The 20,449-nt window shown below is 73.2% G+C and carries 16 protein-coding genes and 1 rRNA gene; 7 read left to right on the forward strand and 10 right to left on the reverse strand.

Translation table 11 applies throughout. The annotated features are described in order from the left end of the window. Window positions 1-87, forward strand: a 5S ribosomal RNA gene (gene rrf / locus ACIOJE_RS16140); the annotation flags it as partial. Window positions 88-200: 113 nt separating this feature from the next. Here the strand turns inward: rrf and ACIOJE_RS16145 are convergent. From ACIOJE_RS16145 to ACIOJE_RS16170, 6 genes are all read right to left on the reverse strand, one after another. Then, a complete protein-coding gene (locus ACIOJE_RS16145; RefSeq protein WP_400776767.1) occupies window positions 201-1,490 on the reverse strand; it encodes an MFS transporter in 1,290 nt (429 codons plus the stop codon). Between the two features lie 57 nt (window positions 1,491-1,547). Then, window positions 1,548-2,858: a DUF58 domain-containing protein gene (locus tag ACIOJE_RS16150; protein ID WP_280680174.1), complete on the reverse strand. Its 1,311-nt coding sequence runs from the start codon at window positions 2,856-2,858 to the stop codon at window positions 1,548-1,550. A 31-nt stretch (window positions 2,859-2,889) separates the two neighbouring features. Then, on the reverse strand, window positions 2,890-3,810 hold the full coding sequence (locus ACIOJE_RS16155; RefSeq protein WP_280680233.1) for a MoxR family ATPase: 921 nt from the start codon (window positions 3,808-3,810) through the stop codon (window positions 2,890-2,892). Window positions 3,811-3,911: 101 nt separating this feature from the next. Next, a complete protein-coding gene (locus ACIOJE_RS16160; protein WP_400776770.1) occupies window positions 3,912-5,204 on the reverse strand; it encodes a DUF4350 domain-containing protein in 1,293 nt (430 codons plus the stop codon). After that, window positions 5,201-5,860, reverse strand: coding sequence for a DUF4129 domain-containing protein (locus ACIOJE_RS16165; RefSeq protein ID WP_400776773.1), 660 nt, complete (start codon window positions 5,858-5,860; stop codon window positions 5,201-5,203). Before ACIOJE_RS16165 ends, ACIOJE_RS16160 begins: the two co-directional genes overlap by 4 nt. 5 nt (window positions 5,861-5,865) lie before the next feature. Continuing rightward, window positions 5,866-7,020, reverse strand: coding sequence for a hypothetical protein (locus ACIOJE_RS16170; protein WP_400776776.1), 1,155 nt, complete (start codon window positions 7,018-7,020; stop codon window positions 5,866-5,868). A 288-nt stretch (window positions 7,021-7,308) separates the two neighbouring features. Here ACIOJE_RS16170 and mtrA point away from each other — a divergent pair, with 288 nt between their 5' ends. From mtrA to ACIOJE_RS16185, 3 genes are all read left to right on the forward strand, one after another. Continuing rightward, complete coding sequence (gene mtrA, locus ACIOJE_RS16175; RefSeq protein WP_030247322.1) at window positions 7,309-7,986, forward strand: MtrAB system response regulator MtrA; 678 nt, start codon at window positions 7,309-7,311, stop codon at window positions 7,984-7,986. 70 nt (window positions 7,987-8,056) lie between these two features. After that, the gene (mtrB, locus tag ACIOJE_RS16180; protein WP_400776778.1) at window positions 8,057-10,081 is read left to right on the forward strand and encodes an MtrAB system histidine kinase MtrB; all 2,025 of its coding nucleotides are present in this window, start codon (window positions 8,057-8,059) and stop codon (window positions 10,079-10,081) included. Beyond that, the gene (locus ACIOJE_RS16185) at window positions 10,056-11,924 is read left to right on the forward strand and encodes an LpqB family beta-propeller domain-containing protein (RefSeq protein ID WP_280680170.1); all 1,869 of its coding nucleotides are present in this window, start codon (window positions 10,056-10,058) and stop codon (window positions 11,922-11,924) included. The genes mtrB and ACIOJE_RS16185 overlap by 26 nt, the downstream gene beginning before the upstream one ends. A 48-nt stretch (window positions 11,925-11,972) precedes the next feature. On the opposite strand, the gene ACIOJE_RS16190 is transcribed toward ACIOJE_RS16185, so the two are convergent. Then, a complete protein-coding gene (locus ACIOJE_RS16190) occupies window positions 11,973-12,611 on the reverse strand; it encodes a ComF family protein (protein WP_400777026.1) in 639 nt (212 codons plus the stop codon). A 452-nt stretch (window positions 12,612-13,063) separates the two neighbouring features. Here ACIOJE_RS16190 and hpf point away from each other — a divergent pair, with 452 nt between their 5' ends. Next, window positions 13,064-13,759, forward strand: a complete 696-nt coding sequence (gene hpf / locus ACIOJE_RS16195) for a ribosome hibernation-promoting factor, HPF/YfiA family (RefSeq protein ID WP_280680169.1) — start codon at window positions 13,064-13,066, stop codon at window positions 13,757-13,759. Window positions 13,760-13,963: 204 nt separating this feature from the next. Continuing rightward, a complete protein-coding gene (locus ACIOJE_RS16200) occupies window positions 13,964-14,722 on the forward strand; it encodes a response regulator transcription factor (protein WP_079135841.1) in 759 nt (252 codons plus the stop codon). A 44-nt stretch (window positions 14,723-14,766) separates the two neighbouring features. Here ACIOJE_RS16200 and ACIOJE_RS16205 read toward each other — a convergent pair whose 3' ends face one another. Together ACIOJE_RS16205 and ACIOJE_RS16210 are read right to left on the reverse strand one after the other, a co-directional pair. Continuing rightward, on the reverse strand, window positions 14,767-15,975 hold the full coding sequence (locus ACIOJE_RS16205; protein WP_400776782.1) for a winged helix-turn-helix domain-containing protein: 1,209 nt from the start codon (window positions 15,973-15,975) through the stop codon (window positions 14,767-14,769). 55 nt (window positions 15,976-16,030) lie between these two features. Continuing rightward, window positions 16,031-16,609 carry a GNAT family N-acetyltransferase gene (locus tag ACIOJE_RS16210; protein WP_280680167.1) on the reverse strand — a complete coding sequence of 193 codons (579 nt, stop codon included), beginning with the start codon at window positions 16,607-16,609 and terminating at the stop codon, window positions 16,031-16,033. 242 nt (window positions 16,610-16,851) lie between these two features. On the opposite strand from ACIOJE_RS16210, the gene secA reads away from it, so the two are divergent. Then, window positions 16,852-19,614, forward strand: coding sequence for a preprotein translocase subunit SecA (gene secA, locus ACIOJE_RS16215; protein WP_280680165.1), 2,763 nt, complete (start codon window positions 16,852-16,854; stop codon window positions 19,612-19,614). 149 nt (window positions 19,615-19,763) lie between these two features. Here secA and ACIOJE_RS16220 read toward each other — a convergent pair whose 3' ends face one another. Continuing rightward, window positions 19,764-20,249, reverse strand: coding sequence for an Rv3235 family protein (locus ACIOJE_RS16220; protein WP_280680163.1), 486 nt, complete (start codon window positions 20,247-20,249; stop codon window positions 19,764-19,766). Between the last annotated feature and the right edge of the window lie 200 nt (window positions 20,250-20,449).

Here is a 20,449-nt window from a genome sequence, read left to right on the forward strand (position 1 = left end):
GGTTACATTCCGAACCCGGAAGCTAAGCCTTACAGCGCCGATGGTACTGCAGGGGGGACCCTGTGGGAGAGTAGGACGCCGCCGAACAATCATTCACAGAGAACCCCCATCCGGGAAACCGGATGGGGGTTCTTTGCGTTGTGGAGTACGGCCTGGCGCTCGGGGTGGGCAGGGCTCCAGCCACTGAGACCCGGCGGAAACTAGGCGCTGTCGGGAAGGGGGGCCTCGTCGGGCTGACCATGTGTCGCGCGGGCCGTGTCGTGGCTCGACCGTCGAGTGCGCTCCGCCCATGCGGCCACCGCCGGGCCTGCCGCGCCCAGAGCCGCGAAGAACGCGCCGAGCAGCAGCCAGCCTGCGTGTCCGAGTCCGAGGACCGCTGTCGTGAGGACCGCCGGAGCCAGGGCCTGGCCGGCGTCGAAGCCGATGCCGAAGAGGCCCTGGTACTGCCCCTGGGCGTGGTCGGGGGCGAGGCCGAAGCCGAGCGCGAAGCCGCCGGAGGACTCCCATACCTCTCCGAGACTGTGCACGCAGACGGCGAGGATGGCGAGCCCCGGCGCGATCCAGACCGGAACGTCCGCGGTCAGGGCCATCAAGGGGCAGCTGACCAGGAAGAGCAGCCCCGCGAGGCGGAACGCCCGGCCGCCCTGGCGCGGCGTTTCCACCCGGGAGCCGATCCTGCTTTGGAGTAGCACGCATACCCCGCTGTTGACCGCGTAGACCGCCGCCACGGTCCAGCGGGGCGCTCCGGTGTGGGCGGAGAGCCAGATCGGCAGCAGCAGGGAGACGGTCTGGTACTGCAGGCCCATCGCGCCGTAGAGCGCGACGAAGGACACGAACGGCCGGTCGGACAGAACGGCCCAGCGGTGGTGGTTCTTGGGCCGGGGCAGGGGCTGGTAGTTCGGGACGCGGATCAGGACGATCAGGCCGGCGCAGGCAAAGCTGGCGGCGTTGGCGAGGATGAGCGCGGTGTACGCCGGGCGGGTGTTGGCCGAGACGGCGAAGGCGGCGCCGAGGGTGCCCAGGACCACGCCGAGGTTGACGAACGTGCGGAGTTTCGCCCTGAACGCGGCCGGGCGTTCGCCGCTGGCACGGGCGATGAGCGCACCGCCTGCGGCGCCGCTCGCCGTTGCTGCCAGCCGGTCCAGGGTGGCGATGAGCGTGAACGTGAGCCAGCCGTGGATGAAGACGAAAGCGGCCATCGTCGCGGCTTGCATCGCGAGGGCCGTCAGCCAGACCGTGCGCGGCCCGTACCGGTCGGCCAGGTTCCCGGCCGGGATCCCGGCCAGCAGCCCGACCAACCCGGCGATCGTGAGGCCGATACCGACCCGTGCGGCGGGCAGGTGCACCACCAGCGTGAAGTAGAGCACCGCGGCGGTGTTGAACAGCCCGTTGCCCACCCGGCTGACGAAGTTCGCGACGATGAGAGCGCGCTGCGGGCCGCCCGGCCCCAGCAAGCTGGATATCCGGAGCTTGGGATCCTTCCCGATCATGCGGAAGAGGCTAGCAACACCCCCGTACGCTCCAAGTGGTCTTGTACGGAGGGAGGTTCAGAGCCGGCCGGCGGCCTTGAGCGCGAGGTAGGTGTCCGCGAGGGCGGGGGCGAGCTGGGTGGGGGCGGCGTCGAGGACGGTGACGCCGTGGCGGGTGAGGCGCTCGGCGGTGGCGCGGCGGTCGGCGCGGGTCTGTTCGGCGGCGGCGGCGCCGTAGACGGCTTCCAGGGTGCCGCGGCCGGCGGCGAGGGCGTCCAGGTGCGGGTCGGCGACGGAGGCCAGGACGACCTCGTGGCGCTTGGTGAGCAGCGGCAGCAGCGGGCGCAGGCCGTCCTCGACCGGGGCTGCGTCGAGGCCGGTGAGGAGGACGATCAGGGAGCGGTGCGGCGCCATCTTCAGGGCCGTGGAGACCAGCGAACGCATGTCGGTTTCGTGCAGGGCCGGTTCCAGGGAGGCCATCGCGTTGGTGAAGGCCGGCAGGATCTCACTGGCTGAGCTGCCGGCCACCGCGACGCGCTTGCGGGCGTCGTGGGCGAGCAGGTCGACGCGGTCGCCGGCGCGGGTGGCGAGGGCGGTGAGCAGCAGGGCGGCGTCGAGGGCGGCGTCCAGGCGCGGGGCGTCACCGACCCGGCCGGCGGAGGTGCGTCCGGTGTCGAGGACGATGAGGATGTGCCGGTCGCGTTCGGGGCGCCAGGTGCGGACGGCGACGGTGTTGCGGCGGGCGCTGGCCCGCCAGTCGATGGAGCGGACGTCGTCGCCGGGCAGGTACTCCCGCAGGGAGTCGAACTCGGTGCCCTGGCCACGGGTCAGGACCGAGGTGCGGCCGTCGAGTTCGCGCAGTCGGGCGAGTCGGGAGGGCAGGTGCTTGCGGCTGGCGAACGGGGGCAGCGCGCGGACCGTCCAGGGCAGGACGTGGGACCCCTGACGGCCGGCCAGGCCGAGCGGGCCGAGTGAACGGACCGTCACCCGGCGGGCGTGGTGGTCGCCGCGGCGGGTCGGGGTGAGCACGGTGACGGCTCGTCGCCGCTCACCGCCGGGGACGAGCAGGGTGTGCCGGGAGGCGGCCTCGGCGGTGCCGGGCCGCCACGCGGACGGGGCCCAGGCGTCGCGGATCCTGGCTCGGAGGGGGCGCCCGGAGGGGTTGGTGACGGTCAGTTCGACGGAGGCGGGTTCGCCGAGCCGGACGGTGGTGTCGCCGCCCCGGCCGAGCCGCAGGCTGCGGACGGGGGCGGCGAGCGCCAGGTCGATCACGGCGGCGAGCAGGACCGTGCCGGTGACGAGGCCGATCCCGGCCCAGGACGGCAGCAACAGGCCCACGACGAGCGTGCCGAGCGCGGCGAGCAGGGCGGTTCGCCCGGTGAGGGCCATGCGGTGCGCTCCTTAGGGAACGGGCGGTGGTTCAGCGGGGGGCGGGCGTCTGGGCGAGGACGGCCTGGATGACGGAGTCGGCGGTGACGCCCTCCATCTCGGCCTCGGCGCGCAGCGCGACGCGGTGCCGCAGGGTGGGCAGGGCGAGGGCCTTGACGTCGTCCGGGGTGACGTAGTCGCGGCCGGCGAGCCAGGCCCAGGCGCGCGAGGCCGCGAGCAGCGCGGTGGCACCGCGAGGCGAGACGCCGATGGACAGCGACGGGGACTGCCGGGTGGCCCGGCAGAGGTCGACGATGTAGGCGAGGACCTCGGGGGAGACGGTCAGCTCGGCGATCTGCGCGCGGGCGGCGGCGACGTGCGCGGGCCCGGCGACCGGGCGGACGCCGGCGGCGGCGAGGTCGCGGGGGTCGAAGCCGGCGGCGTGCCGGGAGAGGACCTGGAACTCCTGGTCGCGGTCGGGCAGCGGCAGGACGAGCTTGAGCAGGAAGCGGTCCAGCTGGGCCTCGGGCAGCGGGTAGGTGCCCTCGTACTCGACCGGGTTCTGGGTCGCGGCGACCAGGAACGGGACGGGCAGCGCGCGCGGCACGCCGTCGACGGTGACCTGGTGCTCCTCCATGGCCTCCAGCAGGGCGGCCTGGGTCTTCGGCGGGGTGCGGTTGATCTCGTCGGCGAGCAGCAGGTTGGTGAAGACCGGGCCGGGCTGGAAGGAGAACTCGGCGGTGCGGGCGTCGTAGACGAGGGAGCCGGTGACGTCGCCGGGCATCAGGTCGGGGGTGAACTGGATGCGCTTGGTGTCCAGGCTGAGCGCGGTGGACAGGGTGCGGACCAGCAGGGTCTTGGCGACGCCGGGGACGCCTTCCAGCAGGACGTGGCCGCCGCAGAGCAGGGCGACGACGAGGCCGGTGACGGCGGCGTCCTGGCCGACCACGGCCTTGCCGATCTCGGCGCGCAGGGCGGTGAGCGCCGCGCGCGGGTCGGTGGCGGTGTCGGGGGTGCCCGGGGTGGCAGCCGCCGCGCCGGGGGTGCTGGAGGGGGTGGCGGTGGCCTGTTCGGTCACGGGTTCCGTACCTGCCTTTCGAGGGCGTCGAGGTCGTCGGCGAGCCGCAGCAGGGCGGCGTCGTCGGTCGGGGGCGGGCCGAAGAGGAGGGCCCGGACGTCTCCGGCGGGCTGCTCGGGGAGGCGGTCGGCCACGGCCGCGCAGAGGGTGTCGGGGTCGGGCTCGCCGGCCTGGAGCGGGACGCCCAGGGCCGGGGCGAGGCGGTGCGCGGTGGCCCGGCGCAGGGCCTCGGCGGCGCGGCCGCGGGCCTTGGCGCGGCGGTAGAGCCGGGCGCGGCCCTCGGTGGTCTCGGCGGCGCGGACCACCACGGGCAGGTTCTCGCTGATCACCGGGCCGAGTCGGCGGCCGCGCCAGAGGGCGGTCAGGACGGCGGCGATGGCGAGCTGGTAGCCGGCCCAGCGCCAGCCGTCCGGGACGTAGTCGCCGAAGGTCTTGTCCCGGGTGCCCTGGGCGAGCGGGGCGGTGTAGTCGGGCAGGTGCCAGGTGAGGTGGGGCTGGGAGCCGAGCAGGCCGAGGGCGAGCGCGGCGTTGCCGTCCTTGGCGAGTTCCTCGTTGTGCAGGAAGGCGCCGGTGCCGAGCACGATGACGTCGCCACCGACGGCCGGGGTGCTGACCAGCGGGTAGCCGTGGCCGCGCGGGTAGCAGCCCTCGCCCCGGCTTCCGTTGGTGTAGAGCATCCCGCCGATGCCGGCGGTCCCGGCCCGGACGGCCTCGGTGAGCGAGCACTGTGCGGCGGTGCTGCGAACGGAGGCGTAGGGCGGGCCGCCGTCCTCCTCGGAGGAGCGGATCCCGGGGGCCAGGGCGCTGAGCGCGGCGGGGCCGGGGGCGATGAGGACGAGCCGGCTGTGCCGGGCGGCGGCGACGGCGCGCAGTTCGGCGGGGCTGAGCAGGTCGGGCTCGGGCAGGACAAGGGTGTCGGCGCCGGTCGGGTGGCCGGTGGGATCGGTGGTGAGGTCGGTCTTGAGGCCCTGGTGTTCGAGCAGCGCGAGGACGGCGTGGGCGCCGTCCCGGTCGTACGAACGGGGGTCGAGCGGCGGGTAGCGGCGGTCCTGGCCGATGGCGGCGACGGCGGTGGCGCCGATCAGCAGGACGGCGAGGACGACCAGGTACCAGCGGGCCCGGCGCCAGAGGCCGCGGCCGGTCAGGGCGAGGCTGGTCGTGGCCGTCCCGGCGGGGCTGGTCGCGGTCGTCCCGGCGGGGCCGGGACCGGGGCCGGCGGGGGGCGGGCTGGTGGGCCCGGCGTCCGCGGGCGACCGGGGGGCGGGTGGCGCGGGGGTGGTGCCGGTCATGCCGCTCCTCCCAGGGCCGGGCGGGCGCGTTCCAGGGTCCGGTCGAGCTCGTGCAGCAGCTGGTACGCGGCCTGGTCGGCGGTGCGCTCGCCGTAGGCGATGTCGTCGAAGGTCCGGGCGGCGGCGGCCAGGGCGGCGGCGTGTTCGGGCAGGGCCCGGCCAGCCTCGGCGGCGGCCTCGTCGGCGGTGCGGCCGGGGCGGACGTCGAGCAGGGTGCGCTCCTCCAGGGCCCGGACCAGGGCGCGCATCTGCTCGCGGACGGCCTCGGTCCAGTGCCCGGCGGCGGCGTGCCGTTCGGCGTCGGCCCGGTACTGGCCGGCGCTGCGCGGGCCCTCGACGCCGTAGACGCCGAGGACGGTGCGGGCCGCCCGCCGGGGCGCGCCGAGGCGCCACCAGAGCGCGGCGCCGATCAGCAGGGCGACGATCAGGAAGAGCACCAGGCCGGTGGTGCCGCTGGTGCCGTTGCCGGAGATGGCGTCGAGTGCGCCGGTGATCCGGTCGTTGAGCCAGGTCATGACCCGCTCCAGGACGGTCGGGTCGTGCTTGTGGTAATCCGCGTTGAGCAGCTCGTCGCGCGCGGCGTCGCGCGCCGGGTCACGTGGGACGGTGACCGGGGCGCCGCCGGCGGCGAGGAGCCTGTCCCCCCAGGTAGGCATCCGGTTCAGCGCCTCGCGGGGGTTCGGCCGGACTGGTCGCCCCAGCCGGCGGTGCCGGGCTCGGTGGAGCCGGCGGCGCGGGCGAGTTCGATGTCCAGGGCCTCGCGGCGGATCCGCTGGTCGACGTAGATCAGGACGCCGAGGGCGGCCCTGAAGGGGATGGTGAGGGTGGCGGCGATGATGCCGGCGATCGCGGTGGTGATCAGCATCGCGGTGGGCTGGTCGGCCGCGCTGTTGACGTCGACCTGGCTGTTGAAGTCGCTGAAGCCGAGGACGAGCCCGACGAAGCGGAACGGGATCGCGATGACCATGGCGACGATGAAGGTCAGCACCTCGCCGAGCAGGGAGATGCCGAAGATCCGCCACCAGGAGCCGCGCACCAGGCGTCGGGAGCGGGACAGCGCGGTCAGCACGCCCTGCTTCTCCAGCATCAGGGCGGGGGCGGCCAGGCTGAACCGGATCCACAGCCAGAGGCCGACCGGGATGGTCAGGAAGCCGACGAGGAACAGCAGGGCCGCCGTCCCGGACGCGCCCGCCGAGCCGGTGGAGTAGAAGTACCAGGGGCTGAAGCCGAGCAGGACCACGCCGCCGGACATCAGGCCGGTGAGCACGGTCAGCCCGAGCAGCTGCAGCAGCCGGGGACGGGCGTCGCGCCAGGCGTCCCCGGCGGTCGCGGACTGCCCGAGGACGGCGCGGCTGACGACCATGGTGAGCAGCGCGGTGGCGACCACACTGACCAGCACCGTCAGCGGCATCGAGGCCAGCACGATCGTGACCTGGGTGGCGGCGCCGGTCTTGCCCTTGATCAGCAGGTTGGCGGCGACGTTGCCGGCCTGCTCGATGACGGCGATGCCGAGGGAGAAGGTGAGCGCCGTCCGCCAGTGCTTGCGGATGGTGGCGACGGAGCCGTCGAGGAGTTCGCCGAGTCCGAGCGGGCGCAGCGGGATGACGCCGGGCTTGGGGCTCTGTGGAGCCCCCCAGCCGTACGGGTGGGGGCCGCCGGGTGCCTGCTGGCCCCAGCCCGGCCGGCCGGGGGCGGGTGTGCCCTGGGGTGGTGCCGACGGCCCGGGCACGGCGGCGGGCGCGTCGGCCGGGGGCCGGGCGTCGTCGCGGGGCGGCTCGGACGAGCCGGGCGAGGCCCAGCCCGGAGTGTCGGTCATCACTGCTCCTCGGAGGGGCGTCACGGGCGCGGTTCCGGGCGGATCTTTCGCCCGCGCGCAGCGCCCATCGTGCCATGGGGCCAGGAACGGCCCCATGGGTATCCGGTCGCTGATCGGAAACGGGGGCGCTCCGGTGACCGGGCGGTGGGCCGCGGACGGTTCGAAGGCGTTCCGGCGGGGTGCATTCGCCCGGTATGGCCGGAATTAACCGGCTGGGGGAGTTGGCCGTTGTGGAGCATTGGCACTGCTGTGCGGCAGGTCACAATCCGGTAATGAGAGGATGGACGCATGAAGGGACGCGTCCTCGTCGTTGATGACGACTCCGCACTGGCCGAGATGCTCGGCATCGTGCTGCGGGGTGAGGGTTTTGAACCGTTTTTCGTCGCGGATGGGGACAGGGCGCTAGCCGCGTTCCGGGAGACCAAGCCCGACCTGGTCCTGCTGGACCTGATGCTGCCCGGTCGGGACGGCATCGACGTCTGCCGGCAGATCCGGGCGGAGTCCGGCATCCCGATCGTCATGCTGACCGCGAAGACCGACACGGTCGACGTCGTGGTGGGCCTGGAGTCGGGCGCCGACGACTACGTCACCAAGCCGTTCAAGCCCAAGGAGCTGGTGGCCCGGGTGCGTGCCCGGCTGCGCCGCGCCGAGGAGCCGACGCCCGAGCAGCTGACCATCGGCGATCTGGTGATCGACGTGGCCGGCCACTCGGTGAAGCGGGACGGCCGGGGCATCCCGCTGACCCCGCTGGAGTTCGACCTGCTGGTCGCGCTGGCCCGCAAGCCCTGGCAGGTGTTCACCCGCGAGGTGCTGCTGGAGCAGGTCTGGGGCTACCGGCACGCGGCGGACACCCGCCTGGTCAACGTCCACGTGCAGCGCCTGCGGTCCAAGATCGAGAAGGACCCGGAGCGTCCCGAGATCGTGGTGACCGTCCGCGGCGTCGGCTACAAGGCCGGACCCAGCTGACGTGACGCACCCGTCCGACCAAGCCCCGTCGGGTTCCGCGACCGACGGGGCCGACGCCGTTCGCGGGTCCGTGCTGAGCTCGACCACCCGCCGTCGGCGCCGGGCGGCCGCGTACGCGATGCTGACCCGTCAGCTGCGGCGTCCGGCGCGCCGGGTGACGGTGCTGTACCGCCGGTCGATCCAGCTGCGGGTGGTGGCGGTCTCGCTGCTCGCGTCCATCGCGGTCGTCCTGGTGCTCGGCGTGGTCGTGATGGCGCAGGTGCGCACCGGCCTGCTCGACACCAAGATGGCGGCCGCCCGCGAGCAGGCCCGGATCGGCTTCCAGGCCGAGCTGAAGAAGATCGACGAGGCGAAGGACCAGCGGCTGCGGGTCGGTGGCACGCCCGACCCCACCACCGAGGAGACCGGCACCTGGCTGCTGCGGCAGGTCAACGACCTGGCCGCGAGCGGGCAGACCGTCTACTCGGTGATCGCGATGGCCTCCGGCACCGACGCCATCGTCCCGGAGACCGGCTTCGCGCCGCGCTACTCGGGCGACATCCTGCCCAGCAGCGTCCCGGACAGCCTGCGGGAGAAGGTCTACGCCGATCCCGGCCAGATGTTCGACCAGCCGGCCCGGATCCACCGGGTCGACGACCGGAGCGAGCCCGGGCTGGCCCTGGGCATGCAGTTCGTCGGCCCGGCCGGGAACACCTACCAGATGTTCTACGTGTTCTCGTTCGGCCAGGAGACCGACACCCTCAACCTGATCACCGGCACCCTGGCGACCGCCGGCGTGTTCGTGGTGATCCTGATGGGCGGCATCGCCTGGGTCGTGGTGCGCCAGGTGGTCACCCCGGTCCGGATGGCCGCCGGCATCTCCGAACGGCTCGCCGACGGGCACCTGGAAGAGCGGATGAAGGTCACCGGCACGGACGACATCGCCCGCCTCGGCGAGTCGTTCAACCGGATGGCCAACGCCCTGCAGGCGCAGATCCGCCAGCTGGAGGAGCTCTCCCGGGTGCAGCGGCGCTTCGTCTCGGACGTCTCGCACGAGCTGCGCACCCCGCTGACCACCGTCCGGATGGCCGCGGACCTCATCTACGACAGCCGCGAGGACCTGGACCCGATGGCGGCCCGCTCGGCGGAGCTGCTGCAGGGCCAGCTGGACCGCTTCGAGTCGCTGCTCGCCGACCTGCTGGAGATCAGCCGCTTCGACGCCGGCGCCGCGATCCTGGACGGCGAGCCGGTCGACCTGCGCGAGATCGTCGCCCGGGTGGTGGAGGCCGCCGACCCGCTGGCGCAGGCCAAGGGCAGCGCGGTGGTGATCCGGGGCGACGGCGAGCCGGTCGTCGCCGAGGTGGACTCCCGACGGATCGAGCGCATCCTGCGCAACCTGGTGGTCAACGCGTTGGAGCACGGCGAGGGCCGTGACGTGGTGGTCCGGCTGGGCTCGGCGGACGGCGCGGTCGCGGTCGGCGTGCGCGACTACGGCATCGGCCTCAAGCCGGGCGAGGCGTCCCGGGTGTTCCACCGCTTCTGGCGAGCCGACCCGTCCCGGGTGCGGACCACCGGCGGCACCGGCCTCGGCCTGTCCATCGCGGTCGAGGACGCGCACCTGCACGGCGGCTGGCTGCAGGCCTGGGGCGAGCCCGGTGGCGGCTCGCACTTCCGGCTCACCCTGCCGCGCACCCGCGGCGGCGAGATCAGCCGGGCGCCGTTCCGGCTGGAGCCGGAGGACTCCCGCAACAACCGGGGCCTGGGCACCTACGGCATGCCGTACCGGCGGGCGATCAGCCCGTCCGGCGCGACCGCGATGACCGCCGCCGAGGAGCCGACGGAGACGCCGGAGGGGCCGGTCAACGCCTTCGGCAGCGGGCTCGGCGGGGTGCTGAACATCGGCCCGGTGGGCAAGCGCCGGCTGCCCGAGGGGCCGCGTGCGGACCCCTCGGACGTTCGGGCGGCGGGGGCCGGGTACGGTGCCACCGGCGCCCAGGTGATGGTGGACCCGACGCGCGGACGGCCGTCGGTGGCGCAGCGGACGGCGGAGCCGGACGTGACGGGCGGGACGGACCTGGAGGGGTCGCAGCGTGCGAAGGACGAGCAGCAGGACTGAGCCGCGGTTCGTGGCGGTGGCCGGCGTGGTGCTCGGCGCCCTGGTGGCGAGCGGCTGCGCGGCCATGCCGGACTCCGGCGGCATCTCCAAGGTGGAGCTGTCGCAGGGGGCCGCCGACAAGAACCTGCAGGCCAAGGTCTACCCGGTGGCGCCGGCCAAGGGCGCCAAGCCGCGCGCCCTGCTGACCGGGTTCCTGGACGCGGTGACCGCCGACGAGGGGTACGAGACCGCGCGTCAGTACCTCACCGAGGACGCCGCCGCGCACTGGAACCCGGACGCCGGCGTCCAGGTGCTCTCCGCCGCCACCCCGAACCTCCCGGCCGGCCAGGAGGTCACCGACGCCGACACCAGGATCTCCGGGACGGTGACCGGGGCACTGGTCGCCAGGATCGACGAGCGGCACTCGTACGTCCTGGTCGGGCGGCAGGACGTCTCGTCCGACTTCACCTTCGTCCGGCAGAAGGACGGCGAGTGGCGGATCGACAAGCTGCCGGCCGGCGTGATCATGAACGAGACCAACTTCAACAACAGCTACCGTCAGGTCGACCGGTACTTCTACACCACCCCGGACCCGTCCTCGACCGCCACCGGAAGCGCCGGCCAGCAGGTGCTGGTCCCCGACCCGATCTACCTGCGGCGCCGGACGGACCCGCTGACCGCGGCCGCCAAGGCCCTGGTCGCCGGGCCCTCGACCTGGCTCGCGCCGGTCGCCCGGACCTCCTTCCCGAGCGGCGCCACCGTCGAGCGGGTGAGCGTCGACGACGGCCGGGTCGCCCATGTGCAGCTCGGCGGGGTGGACGTCAGTGAGCCGGTGTCCTGCCGGCGGATGGCGACCCAGCTCTTCTACACCCTCGCCGACCAGGGCAAGGGGCAGGTCGAGCGGCTGGAGCTGAAGGGCCAGCGCGGCACGTGCTTCGCGAGCCGCAACGACCTGCCGGCCACCGGCCCCGGCGCCCTGGCCGGGCCGCTGCCCGCGCAGCAGTACTACCAGCGGGCCGACAACGGCGTCCTGATGGTCACCGACGAGCAGCGCAGCGGCGAATCGGTGCGCGGCGCCCTCGGCAAGCCGCAGCCGGCCGGAAAGGCCCCGCTCGGCGAGATCGCCGTCAACCGGGACGGCTCCCGGGCCGCCGCGATCAGCGGGGACGGCCACCAGCTCTACTCGGTGCCGCTGGCGGACAGCCCGGTGACGATGCCCGACCCGGTGGTCACCTCGCCGGTGAAGACCGCCGGCAAGGAGGACGGGTTCGCCTCGCCCAGCTGGGACGGCCGCGGCGACCTCTGGGTGGTGGACCGCAACCCGCAGGGCCCGCGGGTGGTGATGGTCCGCGGCAACCGGGCGTACCCCGTCGCGGTCGAGGGGCTGGAGGGGCAGACCGTGCAGGCCCTGCGGATCTCCTCGGACGGCACCCGGGTCGCCCTGGTGGTCAAGACCGCGGGCGCGCCCAGCCGCTCGTTGCTGTTCGGCCTGGTGGTGCACGGCGGGACCCCGGACGCACCGACCGCGCGGATCACCGGCCTGCGCCGGGCGGCCCCCTGGCTCACCGACGTCGTCTCGGTCTCCTGGGCGGAGTCGGACCAACTGCTGGTGCTCGGCAAGGAGGCCGACCGGATCCAGCAGCTGTACTACATCAGCACCGACGGCTCGCAGAACGCCGACGCCAAGCTGCAGGGCGGGGAGAGCATGCTCACCGTCTCGGCCTCCGAGTCCCGGGGCAACGTCCTGGCCCAGGCGCCCTCGGTGCTCGCGGTGGGCAACAGCAAGATCTACCGCCTGATCGGCAGTCAGTGGCGGGAGGTCCAGTTGACGGACAAGGCCGGCTCCTTCTTCTACGCGGGCTGACGCTCCGCCGGGCCGCCCGGTGCCGGCGCCCTGTCCCGGACCGGCGCCTCAGCCGGTGCGGTGCACGGTGGCGGCGACCGTGGCGGCGGCCCGGGCGGGCAGCCCGGCGTCCGCCAGCGCCCGGGCCGCCTCGGCGAGGCTGGCGCCGGTGGTCACCAGGTCGTCCACCAGGACCGGCTGACGGCCCGCCAGGCCGCGCCGGGCGCGCGGCAGCACGGTCAGCGCGCCGTGCAGGTTGCGGCGCCGCTCGGCCGCGCCCAGCCCGGCCTGGTCGACGACCGGGCGGGCGTGCCGCAGCAGCGGCTCCGCCCGGGCGTCCAGGCCGGCCCGGCGCAGCGCGCGGGCGGCGGCCCCGGCCAGCCGCAGCGTCGGGTCGTGGCCGCGGGCGCGGACGGCGGCGCGGGCCGAGGGCATCGGGACCAGCAGCAGCGGCGCGGACCCGGCGCGCGGCCCCAGGGCGGAGCGGACGGCCCGGCCGAGCGCCTCGCCGAGCGGGTCGGCCAATCGCAGCGCGCCGCGCTCCTTGTGGGCGAGCAGCAACTGCCGGACGGGGTCGGCGTACGGGGCGGCGGCGTGCGCCCAGGGCAGCAGGGTGGGGCCGGGCCGGGCGGCGGCCAGGGCGTGCCGGCAGGCCGGGCAGAGCTGGGTCCGTTCGGTGCCGCAGCCGGCGCAGCGGGCGGGGAGCAGGACGTCCAGCAGCCCGGCCAGTGCGTGGCCGAACGGCCCTTGGGCGGACGGCGGACGGACGGGGGTGGGGGAGGGCGGCACGGCTGCTCCTGGCGGCGGCAGGCACGGAGAGTGAGCAAAGGATGCGCCGTACGGGGGGTGTTGTCCAGGTATTTACCCATGCTTCACTCGCAGGAGGGTAGAGAGGGTGGAACAGCTTGACCGCCCTGCCCGCAGTATCGGGTCATACCCGTGGCCTCGCCTGGGGAGGCGAAAAGCCCGTGTGAGGTGTTCGATAAGCCCACAGGGGGTTTCAACCGTCCCTGGTGGGGAGGAAGTGAGGTGAGGGCCAGTCGTTTCCCGCCGCTGGCGGCGGGGGCGGGGGGCCGGCAGTGGATGGGCTGGTCCAGCTGGGTCTCAGTCCGGTCCGGTAGCACCCGGATCGGCGTCAGCACGAGGGATCGGAGTTCTGCGTGGACATCGTCGTCAAGGGCCGCAAGACCGAGGTGCCCAAGAGGTTCCGCGAGCACGTGGCCGAGAAGCTGGAGAAGGTCCAGAAGTTCGACGGCAAGGTGATCAGCCTCGACGTCGAGGTGTCCAAGGAGCACAACCCGCGGCAGGCCGACCGGTCCGAGCGGGTGGAGATCACTCTCCGTACCCGCGGGCCGGTGATCCGGGCCGAAGCCGCCGCCGGCGACCCGTACGCGGCGCTCGACCTGGCCTCGGCGAAGCTCGACGCGCAGCTGCGCAAGTCCGCAGACCGGCGCCGGGTGCACAAGGGCGGCAACGGCGGCCGCACCCCCATCAGCGTCGCCGAGGCGACCGCGGCGCTGGCTGCGCTGCCGGACACGACGGCGCCGGAGGGCGAGACCAACGGGGCCGTCCGCAAGACCATGATGGGATCCCTGGAAGTGGAGGGCGAAGGCCCGCTGGTGGTCCGGGAGAAGACCCACCCGGCCGCCCCGATGGCGCTGGACCAGGCGCTCTACGAGATGGAACTGGTCGGCCACGACTTCTACCTCTTCGTCGAGAAGGACAGCGGCCTGCCGAGCGTCGTCTACCGTCGTCACGGCTACCACTACGGCGTCATCCACCTGCAGACCGACGCGTCGGCCGGCTCGGGTAGTGGTGCGGGCGGGGCGATCGGCGCGAACGACGACGAGGACTGACCGTCCGAGCAATGTGGGAGAGGTGACCCCGGCGGCCGTGGCTGCCGGGGTCACCGGCGTTTCGGGGCAGGGCGACTCGAACGGAGGTCGAGGGCCGGCCCGAGGGGTCACCCGAAGCGGGCCAATCGGCGCCGGAGCGTGACCTTGAGGGCTGCGGGGCGTGGAATGATTGGCGCACGACGTCCCGCGAAGGGGGAGGAGCGGATGGGGGATCACTTCGGGCTGGGGCCCGCTACGGGGCCGGTCACCGGACTGTCACCAGGACCGGAGGAGGAACCCGCGTACGCGCCGCACCGGGGTGAGCCGATCCGCGTGCTGGTCGTGGACGACCACGCGCTGTTCCGCCGGGGGCTGGAGATCGTGCTCGCGGAGGAGCCGGACATCAAGGTCGTCGGCGAGGCCGGCGACGGTGCCGAGGCCGTGCTGAAGGCTGCCGACCTGCTGCCCGACATCATCCTGATGGATGTCCGGATGCCGCGTCGCAGCGGGATCGAGGCGTGCACCGCGATCAAGGACGTGGCGCCCAGCACCAAGATCATCATGCTGACGATAAGCGACGAGGAGGCCGACCTCTACGAGGCGATCAAGGCGGGGGCCACCGGCTACCTGCTCAAGGAGATCTCCACCGACGAGGTCGCCACCGCGATCCGAGCGGTGGCCGACGGGCAGTCCCAGATCAGCCCGTCGATGGCGTCCAAGCTGCTCACCGAGTTCAAGTCGATGATCCAGCGCCGTTCCGACGACCGGGACCTGGTGCCCGCACCCCGACTCACCGACCGGGAGTTGGAGGTGCTGAAGCTGGTGGCGACCGGGATGAACAACCGGGAGATCGCCAAGGAGCTGTTCATCAGCGAGAACACCGTGAAGAACCACGTGCGCAACATCCTGGAGAAGCTCCAACTGCACTCCAGGATGGAGGCGGTGGTGTACGCGATGCGCGAGAAGATCCTCGAAATAGGGTGACCGGGGCGGCGCCCGGATTTCAGGGAGTGTCCGTCGGACACCCCCTAGCCTGCGAGGAGTTTCTCCAGGGCCGGGCGCAGCCGCTCATCGTGCAGGGCCTCGATCCGGACGTCGTCGCAGCCGACCCAGGCGGCCGCCTCGCGCAGGGCCGCCGCGAGCGCCTCGACGTGCCGGGTGGAGTCCAGCGAGACCTGACGGGCCACCAGGGTGCGCCCCTCCCGGGCCGGGTCGACCCGGCCCACCAGCCGGCCGCCGGCCAGCAGTGGCATCGCGAAGTAGCCGTGCACCCGCTTGTGCTTGGGCGTGTAGGCCTCCAGCCGGTGCGTCATGCCGAAGATCCGCTCGGTGCGCGCACGGTCCCAGACCAGCGAGTCGAACGGCGAGAGCAGCGTGGTGCGGTGGCGCCCGCGCGGGGCGGCGGCCAGCGCGGCCGGGTCGGCCCAGGCCGGGGCCGGGGCGTCGTCCGGGCCCCAGCCGGTCACCTCGACCGGGACGAGCCCGCAGTCCGCGAGCACCGGGTCCAACTCCTCGGCGCGCAGCCGGTGGTAGTCCAGCAGATCGGTCCGGGTGGCCACGCCGAGCGCGGCTCCGGCCTGGGCGACCAGGGTGCGCACGCACTCCCGGTCGGCCAGGTCCTGCCCGAACAGTGCGTCGGGGATGGCCTGTTCGGCCAGCGCGTAGACGCGCTTCCAGCTCCGGCGCTCGGTGCAGACCACGTCGCCGAAGGCCAGCGCCCGCTCGACCGCGATCTTGGTGTCCGACCAGTCCCACCACTCGGCGGTCCTCTTGGCGCCGCCCAGCTCGGTGGAGGTCAGCGGCCCCTCGGCGCGCAGCTTGTCGAGTACGTGACGGTACGTCTCGGGCGTGACCTGGTGGCCCCAGAGGTGGCCCCGGTCGCGGTAGCGGCGGCGCCGGAACGCGAACAGCGGCCACTCCTCGACCGGCAGGATGCAGGCCGCGTGCGACCAGTACTCGAAGCTCGCGCCCGCGCCCCAGTACGCCGCCTCGACGGCCGGGCGGCCGACCGCGCCGAGCCGCGCGTACGGCACCAGCTCGTGCGAGCGGGCCAGGACCGAGATGGTGTCCAACTGGACGGCGCCCAGGTGGCGCAGCACCCCGCGCACCCCGGCCCGGCGGTCCGGCGCGCCGAGCAGGCCCTGGGCGCGGAGGGCGATCCGGCGGGCTTCGTCGGCGCTCAGGACGGTGGCGGGCGGCGGGCCGGCGGGGGAGCCGGCGGCAGGCAGGGCGGTCATGCCGGTGAGGGTAGCCCGGGGCACCGACAACCGGCCGGGGCGCGGCGCCGAGGGGTCAGGGCCGCAGGTCCGGGAGGTCCGGGAGGTCCGAGGCGATCAGCGAGGCGATCCAGGCGTCGCGGAAGACGCCGCGCTGCTCGGCGTACGCGCGCAGGGTGCCCTCGAAGCGGTAGCCGACCCTCTCGGCCACCGCACGGGAGCCCTCGTTGCCCACGTAGGCCTGCCACTCCAGGCGGCGCAGGCCGAGCCCGGCCAGGCCGTAGCGGGCGACCGCGCGGGCGGCCTCGACCGTGTAGCCGCGGCCGCGGAACTCCTTCGTCGCCCACCAGCCGACCTCGGCGGAGCCCGGGTCGCCGGGGCGCAGTACCAGGCCCTGGGAGCCGACCAGGGCGCCGGAGCTGCGCTCGAACACACACCAGATCCGGTTCTCGCCGGTGCGCCAGCCGTTCGCGGCGAGGTCGCGGACGAAGTATTCGGCGTCCGCGCGCCGGTACGGGCTCGGGACCACCGTCCAGCGCTGGATCTCCGGGTCCTGGCAGGCGGCGGAGATCGCGTCGACGTCCGATTCCTGCGGGGCCCGCAGGACGAGGCGGTCGGTGGTGAGGGTGACGGGCTCGGTACGGGGCTCTTCCATGGGCGGATTATTCCGGGGGAGGGGGAATTCCGGCATCCGATTATGGAGCCAACTCCTCGGCCGGTTGACCGGTTTGCCCCGGTGGGCGGTGCTATCGGATCAAGTGCTCGTGCGGGTGACACGGGAATACCGTGCTGACGCACCTCCCGGGGCATTGGACTCCTCGCATACGATGGCCCGTGCGGTGGGGTGGACCCCCCGTGCAGTCGTCCAGTGCCAATACAGGCAAGGAGCCCGCTCAAGTGTCCGTCTTCGACAAGATCCTGCGCGCCGGCGAAGGCAAGATCCTTCGCAAGCTGCAGCGGATTGCTGCCCAGGTCAACTCCATCGAAGAGGACTTCGTCAACCTCACCGACGCCGAGCTGCGCGCGTTGACCGACGAGTACAAGCAGCGGCTCGCGGACGGCGAGACCCTGGACGACATCCTCCCCGAGGCCTTCGCCACGGTCCGCGAGGCCGCCAAGCGCGTGCTCGGCCAGCGGCACTACGACGTCCAGCTCATGGGCGGCGCGGCGCTGCACCACGGGTACGTCGCCGAGATGCGCACCGGTGAGGGCAAGACCCTCGTCGGCACCCTGCCCGCGTACCTGAACGCGCTCACCGGCAAGGGCGTCCACCTGATCACCGTGAACGACTACCTCGCCGAGCGCGACTCGGAGTGGATGGGCCGGGTGCACCGCTTCCTCGGCCTCGAAGTCGGCGTGATCCTGGGCAACATGACGCCCGCCGAGCGCAAGCACCAGTACTCGATGGACATCACGTACGGCACGAACAACGAGTTCGGCTTCGACTACCTGCGCGACAACATGGCCTGGTCGAAGGACGAACTCGTCCAGCGCGGCCACAACTTCGCGGTCGTCGACGAGGTCGACTCGATCCTCATCGACGAGGCCCGTACCCCGCTGATCATCTCCGGCCCGGCCGACCAGGCGACCAAGTGGTACGCCGACTTCGCCAAGCTGGTGCTGCGCCTGAAGATCGACCGCGACTACGAGGTCGACGAGAAGAAGCGCACCGTCGGCATCCTGGAGGAGGGCGTCACCCGGGTCGAGGACTACCTCGGGATCGACAACCTGTACGAGTCGGTGAACACCCCGCTGGTCGGCTTCCTGAACAACGCCATCAAGGCGAAGGAGCTGTACAAGGCGGACAAGGACTACGTCGTGATGAACGGCGAGGTCATGATCGTCGACGAGCACACCGGCCGCATCCTGGCCGGCCGCCGCTACAACGAGGGCATGCACCAGGCGATCGAGGCGAAGGAGGGGGTGGAGGTCCAGAACGAGAACCAGACGCTGGCCACCATCACCCTGCAGAACTTCTTCCGGCTGTACGGCAAGCTCGCCGGCATGACCGGTACCGGCACCACCGAGGCCGCCGAGTTCCACCAGATCTACAAGCTCGGCGTGGTGCCGATCCCGACCAACAAGGACCCGCTGCGCATCGACCAGCCAGACCTGATCTACAAGTCGGAGCCGGCCAAGTTCGCCGCCGTGGTCGAGGACATCGCCGAGAAGCACGAGAAGGGCCAGCCGGTGCTGGTCGGCACCGTGTCGGTGGAGAAGTCCGAGTACCTGTCGCAGGAGCTGCGCAAGCGCGGCATCCCGCACGAGGTGCTGAACGCCAAGCACCACGAGCGCGAGGCGCAGATCGTCGCGCAGGCGGGCCGCAAGGGCGCCGTGACCGTCGCCACCAACATGGCCGGCCGCGGTACCGACATCATGCTCGGCGGCAACTCCGACCACCTCGCGGCGGCCGAGCTGGCGCAGCGCGGGCTCACGCCGACCGAGACCCCGGAGGAGTACGAGGCCGCGTTCCCGGCCGCGCTGGAGAAGGCCAAGGCCTCGGTCAAGGCGGAGCAGGACGAGGTCAAGGAGGCCGGCGGCCTCTACGTCCTCGGCACCGAGCGGCACGAGTCCCGCCGGATCGACAACCAGCTGCGCGGCCGCTCCGGCCGTCAGGGCGACCCGGGCGAGTCCCGCTTCTACCTGTCGCTGGGCGACGACCTGATGCGCCTGTTCAAGGCCGGCATGGTCGAGCGCGTGCTGTCGATGGCCAACGTGCCCGAGGACGTGCCGATCGAGTCCAAGATGGTCACCCGGGCGATCGCCTCCGCGCAGACCCAGGTCGAGCAGCAGAACTTCGAGATCCGCAAGAACGTCCTCAAGTACGACGAGGTGCTGAACCGCCAGCGCGAGGTCATCTACGGCGAGCGCCGCCGCGTGCTGGAGGGCGAGGACCTGCAGGAGCAGGTCGGCCACTTCATGGACGACACCGTCGAGGCCTACGTCAGGGCGGCCACCGGCGAGGGCTTCGAGGACGACTGGGACCTGGAGAAGCTCTGGACGGCGCTCAAGCAGCTCTACCCGATCACCCTGGATCTGGAGGAGCTGGAGGAGGAGGCCGGCGGCTCCGCCGGGATGACCTCCGAGTTCCTGATCAAGGTCGTCCAGGAGGACATCCAGGCCCAGTACGGTGCCCGCGAGGACCAGCTCGGCTCCGAGATCATGCGTGAGCTGGAGCGCCGGGTCGTGCTGTCGGTGCTGGACCGCCGCTGGCGCGAGCACCTCTACGAGATGGACTACCTCCAGGAGGGCATCGGCCTGCGGGCGATGGCGCAGCGCGACCCGCTGGTCGAGTACCAGCGCGAGGGCTTCGACATGTTCACCGCGATGATGGAGGGCATCAAGGAGGAGTCCGTCGGCTACCTGTTCAACCTGGAGGTCCAGGTCGAGCAGCAGGTCGAGGAGGTCCCGGTCGAGGACGCCCAGGTGGTGCTCGACAAGCTGGAGAAGGACGCCGCCCGCCCGGAGATCAAGGCCAAGGGCCTGGAGGCCCCGAAGCCGCAGCGGCTGCACTACACGGCCCCCTCGGACGAGGTCGGCGGCGGTGTCATCGAGGGCGACTTCGAGGACCTCGCGCCGGAGGACGAGGGCGACGGGCTGACCCGCGCCGAGCGGCGCAAGGCCGCCAAGTCGGCCAAGGGCCGCCGCCGCAAGGGCTGAGCAGGCCGCAGGACGCCGCACAGGGCGCCGCTCCCGGACGGGGGCGGCGCCCTGTGCCGTCCCGTGCGTCCCGTGCCGCCGCGTGGCCGTGGTGGCCGTCCTGGTGGTGCCGGAGGTCCTGGTCGGGCGGACCGCGATGGCCGGGCTGGTCATCGGGCCTCCACGGCGGTGCACTGCCACTGCCCGGCCGTCCCGCGCTGCTCCAGCCGGAAGGCCACCATGTGGTGCCGCCGGCCGAGGTCGACGCGGACGCAGGCCTCGACCGCGTCGGGCGAGGGCGACCGGTCGTGGACCGGGCCGAGCCGGGGCCGGTCGGCGACGCCGCCGCGGCGCAGCGCGCCGGCCCGGACCAGGGAGGCGAGCTGCCCGTAGCCGTCCAGACTGGTGTGCCGCATCAGCTGGCCGGAGGGCCGGGCGCCGGTGAGCACCTCGACCAGCTGGTGGGCGAAGCGGGAGGCCAGCGCCCCGGGGTCGTGGCCGCCCGCGCCCGTACAGGTGGCACGGGGGTGGCGCGGTCGGCGCCCGGCCGGGTGCCGACCTGCCGGGTGGTGGGCGACCGGGTGGTGGGCGGTCGGGGGCTGGCCGGCGGCGGTGCGCGGCCGACGGTGCGGGCGGGCGGTGAGCGGTGCGGTCACGGAGGCTCCTCGGCGTGGTGGTGCGGGTACGGACGGGTCCTTGCTAGCGGTGCTCCGCGCGGGGCGGCAAGGGCTTTTGCGAGTACCCCCGGACCAGCCGGAAGGTTCACCTATCCGGGTGAACAGGTCAGTGCGGTGACGGGTCCGTCGCGCCACCGCGCGGCGCCCGGTTGACGTGCGCGGACGGGTCGTACGGTCCG

The organism is Kitasatospora sp. NPDC087861 (assembly GCF_044742585.1).
Taxonomy (GTDB): domain Bacteria; phylum Actinomycetota; class Actinomycetes; order Streptomycetales; family Streptomycetaceae; genus Kitasatospora.

Coding starts and splice junctions, on each gene's coding strand:
- ACIOJE_RS16205 (WP_400776782.1), bottom strand. CDS start 15,975: ATGACCGCCCTGCCTGCCGCCGGCTCCCCCGCCGGCCCGCCGCCCGCC.
- ACIOJE_RS16145 (WP_400776767.1), bottom strand. CDS start 1,490: ATGATCGGGAAGGATCCCAAGCTCCGGATATCCAGCTTGCTGGGGCCG.
- ACIOJE_RS16150 (WP_280680174.1), bottom strand. CDS start 2,858: ATGGCCCTCACCGGGCGAACCGCCCTGCTCGCCGCGCTCGGCACGCTC.
- ACIOJE_RS16200 (WP_079135841.1), top strand. CDS start 13,964: ATGGGGGATCACTTCGGGCTGGGGCCCGCTACGGGGCCGGTCACCGGA.
- ACIOJE_RS16160 (WP_400776770.1), bottom strand. CDS start 5,204: ATGACCGGCACCACCCCCGCGCCACCCGCCCCCCGGTCGCCCGCGGAC.
- ACIOJE_RS16210 (WP_280680167.1), bottom strand. CDS start 16,609: ATGGAAGAGCCCCGTACCGAGCCCGTCACCCTCACCACCGACCGCCTC.
- mtrA (WP_030247322.1), top strand. CDS start 7,309: ATGAAGGGACGCGTCCTCGTCGTTGATGACGACTCCGCACTGGCCGAG.
- ACIOJE_RS16170 (WP_400776776.1), bottom strand. CDS start 7,020: ATGACCGACACTCCGGGCTGGGCCTCGCCCGGCTCGTCCGAGCCGCCC.
- ACIOJE_RS16165 (WP_400776773.1), bottom strand. CDS start 5,860: ATGCCTACCTGGGGGGACAGGCTCCTCGCCGCCGGCGGCGCCCCGGTC.